Origin of the sequence: Methanoregula sp. (assembly GCF_002835825.1) — an archaeon.
In the GTDB taxonomy this organism is placed as follows: domain Archaea; phylum Halobacteriota; class Methanomicrobia; order Methanomicrobiales; family Methanospirillaceae; genus Methanoregula.
Genome location: NZ_PIZH01000711.1, coordinates 1 through 1104, shown reverse-complemented (window position 1 = coordinate 1104; position 1104 = coordinate 1). Strand labels below are relative to the sequence as shown.

Here is a 1104-nt window from a genome sequence, read left to right as displayed (position 1 = left end):
TATGGTGCGGCGACATCCAGGTTCAGATGTTGCCTCTTCGTGGGATGTGTCAGATGTGTATAAGAGAAGGCAATGAGTTCCGTGTGGTTTGGGTTTACCGCATCCCGCATCGAAGAAGGGCAGCCCGCCTCGCCCGGGAGTCCGGCAGGGGTACACCCCCTGCGCGAACCTGGCGATCCGGGTACGCCCGGGGCCGCTGACAGCCCGGCCCTGACCGATGAAGAAAAAGAATGAAAAATCACAAACAGGAGGATACCAATCATGAGGTCAGGAACTACTACATCCGGTTATGAAAACGAAGTGTCGGGTGATGTTCAGGACAGTGCAGGACATACCTGTCGGGAAATCCGCGGGAAGGCAAAGAGAGACTGTTCTACCGTGATGGCACGGAAGAGCCGGAAGGGAATACGGTCAGGCAGCGGGAAACTGAAACCGGGAAGGAAACCGGCCGGGAGAAACATCCCCTGCGGGGTGAGCGAGGCGGCCCGCATCCTGAAGGAGTGGGGCTATATTGTCGGGAGGGTCGATGATCCTGACCGGCCGTTCGACCTGATTGCCCAACGGGGGAGAGAGAATCTTTCCATCCGTATAGTCCGTCCCCGCGAGCCGGTGAGGAATGCATCCGATGTGCGGTACTATTACTCCCGCGAGGTGCTGGAGATGCAGCCGTACTGGGAGTCTGACGCTGACAACATCCAGTTCTGGCTCTTCTCAAGGGTGGCCGGGCTCCTCCGGTACCGGGTCTTCCGGGGCGGTATCTGGAATGTCGAGACCATGCAGGAAGGGTGGCAGGAGAAACGAAAAGAGAAGACGGATTGCACAACCGGGGTTGCAGGACCAGCGGTACAGAAATCGCGTACCGCTCCTTCACCGGTTCGTGCAACGGGGAGTGTGTAGGACTCGGATTGGTTTTTCGTGGGGAGTCGGTTATATCTCCCTGTGCAATCTTGTAGTGTCAAAGGGGCCCCCGAGACGTCCGAAGGATTCAAAAGAACCCCGAGGAGGAGAAGAACGCATAAGCGTTCTTCGACCAGAAAACAGGAGAGGTCCGGAGGATCTCTCCTCTAAAAAACTTAGGAGAGAACACCCATGGCAGACTATATC

The 1104-nt window shown here is 56.9% G+C and carries 2 protein-coding genes; both read left to right on the top strand.

What is annotated here, in order from left to right; translation table 11 throughout:
- Positions 1 to 72 precede the first annotated feature (72 nt).
- Complete coding sequence (locus CW742_RS14615; RefSeq protein ID WP_292421649.1) at positions 73 to 234, top strand: hypothetical protein; 162 nt, start codon at positions 73 to 75, stop codon at positions 232 to 234.
- A 27-nt stretch (positions 235 to 261) separates the two neighbouring features.
- A complete protein-coding gene (locus CW742_RS14610) occupies positions 262 to 897 on the top strand; it encodes a hypothetical protein (RefSeq protein WP_292421647.1) in 636 nt (211 codons plus the stop codon).
- Positions 898 to 1104 lie beyond the last annotated feature (207 nt).